The sequence below is a fragment of the Kocuria sp. SM24M-10 genome (assembly GCF_001027955.1).
In the GTDB taxonomy this organism is placed as follows: Bacteria; Actinomycetota; Actinomycetes; order Actinomycetales; family Micrococcaceae; genus Kocuria; species Kocuria oceani.
Map to the genome: position 1 here is coordinate 1 of NZ_LDNX01000049.1, position 2569 is coordinate 2569.

Sequence of the window (2569 nt, forward strand, 5' to 3'; positions counted from 1 at the left end):
GTGCGGTGGGGAGTCGGAGCGGTCGTCGTCCACGGGGTCCTCCAGAGGTCGTCGGTGCGGTCGGGTCGTCGGTGCGGTCGGGTCGTCGGTGCGGTCGGTCAGGGAAGGGGGTAGTGGCCGGTGACGTGCATCACCGTGGCGTAGCCGGCCACGGCCAGCACGGCCGAGAGCGGGACGAGCACCAGGATCATGGTGTCCACCCGGCGCAGGGCCGCCGGGGCGGCGGGGAACCGGGCCCGCACCAGCGGCACCAGCGTCCCGAGCAGCAGCAGGGCGAGCGGGACGAAGTAGCGGCCCTGCACACCGTTGACGATCCCGGACTCCACCGGGGCGAAGCTGAGGTAGAGCGTGCCGAAGATCGCCGCGACGTTGAGCAGCAGGACCCCCGCGAACCACGCCGTCAGCCGGCGCGACGCGACACCCCGCGGGCCGTGGAAGAACGCGGCGCCCGCGGCGACGAGCCAGCACACGGCGCCGATGAACGGTCCGTTGACGTTCTCCCCGAGCCCGTAGCCCATCTGGCTCACGAAGCTGGCCGCGTAGACCCAGTCCAGCGTCAGGATCGTCCGCGCCGCCACGCCCAGGACCGCCGAGGGCTCACCCAGGACGAAGGCCAGCTGGTCACCGGGCCGCACCGTGTGCCGCTCCGCCGCTCCGCGGAGCAGGCCCATGGCCTCGGCCGTCCCCGAGGCCAGCGACATCCACCACGCGAAGGCCCCGAAGGTCAGCACCAGGCACCCGCCGAGCAGCAGGGCGGCCGGGACCGGCCCTCCGCCGGCGAGGCGCGGCAGCGGGTACTTGCGCAGGGGGACCGCCAGCAGCAGCAACGACAGGATCACGTAGGTGGGCTTCATGAGCGGGAGGGCGGTCGCGCCCACGAGCAGGACCGCCAGCTCGGCCCGGGAGACCGGCTCCGGGGAGCGGTCCAGCACGGTGGCCCGCAGCACGAGGGCGGTGAACGTGAAGACGACGGCGTTGGTCACCGAGTCCGCGAAGATCACCGCCGACTGGTAGAGGGCGGTGGGCAGCAGCGCCACGCAGAAGCCCACCCAGAAGAACCGCGTGCGCCGCAGGGACCACAGCCCCACCGCGGCCACCGCCGTGTAGGACAGGACCTGCAGCATCCGCATCAGGGTCCAGGCGGCGCCCACGCCGAGGTCGGCCGCGGCGGCGAGCCGCGCCCCGAGTGCTGCGGGCAGGTAGGGAACCGGCGAGTACGCGGCCGTGTTCGGGAACCACGCCGTCACCGTCTCCCCGTTCAGGGGTTCGGCGAGCGCCTGCCGGCGGGCCTCGGACGGGACGAACAGCGGGTCCGATCGGTGCTCCGTGGATCCCGGCGGCCCGCCGAAGCCTCCGATGAAGCGGGTCGCGCTGGCGGGCGCCTCGCCGCCGTAGACGGGGTAGGGCCCGTCGTCGGGCAGCCGCTCGGGGGCAAGACCTCCCGCGGCGACCTGGAACGCGCGGTGGAAGTGGGCGCCCTCGTCCGGGCCCCAGGCCACCGGCACCATGAGGGCGAAGACGGCGCCGAACAGCACGGACAGCCCGGCGAACAGCGCCACCACGGTGCGGGGCCGCAGCACGGACCGCACGACGTCCTCGGGCGGGAGATCGGGCGGGAGGCCGGGCGCTCGGGCGGCGGCGACCACGAGGTCAGTCCTCCGGGATGAGCGGGGCCGGGCCGAACCGGCGGTTGGCGAGCACGGGCACGGTCCGGCGCACCTCGTCGATGCGCTCCGCGGTGACGTCGGCGGTGAGCACCGCCTCCTCCTCCCCGGCCTCGGCCACGACCACGCCGAGCGGGTCCAGGACGGCGGAGCGGCCGACCGTGTGCTCGGCGCAGGTGTCCGCGGCCGCCACCCAGACCGTGTTCTCGATGGCGCGGGCCTTGAGCAGCGCCTGCCAGTGGTCCACCTTGTGCTCCCCGGCGAACCAGGCGGCGGGCACGGTCAGCAGCTGCGCCCCGGCGTCGACCACGGCACGGCAGATCTCGGGGAAGCGCAGGTCGTAGCAGGTGATCATGCCCACCGAGAGCTCACCGATCCGCACCACCGTCACGCCCTTGTCACCCGGCCGGATCCGGTCGGACTCCCGGTGGCTGAACGCGTCGTAGAGGTGGAGCTTGCGGTACGTGCCGAGGATCGCCCCCTGTCCGTCCACGGCCACGAGCGTGTTGTAGGGCCGGCCGTCGGCGGAGGCCTCGTAGCCGCCGGCGATCACGGCCACGCCCGTCCGCGCGGCCAGGAAGGACAGCTGCTGGACGAAGCCGGACCACCCGCGCAGCACCAGCTCCTCGAACCGCTCCCCGATGAGCCGCTCGGAGAACATGGCCTCCTCGGGGAACACGACGAGCTCCGCGCCGGCGGCGGCGGCCTCACCGGCCATCCGGCGCATGGTCTGCAGGTTCTCGGCCGTGTCCGCGGTGGGCGCGAACTGTCCGACGGCGATCTTCACGGTCTCTCCTCGGTGCGGCGGCGGGTCCGGGGCGCCCCGGCGCGGTGCGCCGGCGGCGCCGCTGCGCCCACTGTATCCGCCGCCGCGCGCGGGCGGGACCGCCCGGTCCCGCCCGCGC

The 2569-nt window shown here is 74.6% G+C and carries 2 protein-coding genes; both read right to left on the minus strand.

Going from position 1 to position 2569, the window contains the following annotated elements; translation table 11 throughout:
* Window positions 1–98 precede the first annotated feature (98 nt).
* Window positions 99–1646 (minus strand): DUF2142 domain-containing protein, encoded by a 1548-nt coding sequence (locus ABL57_RS05905; RefSeq protein WP_047802529.1) that lies wholly within the window; start codon window positions 1644–1646, stop codon window positions 99–101.
* Between the two features lie 4 nt (window positions 1647–1650).
* A complete protein-coding gene (locus tag ABL57_RS05910) occupies window positions 1651–2451 on the minus strand; it encodes a carbon-nitrogen hydrolase family protein (protein WP_047802530.1) in 801 nt (266 codons plus the stop codon).
* Window positions 2452–2569: the final 118 nt, after the last annotated feature.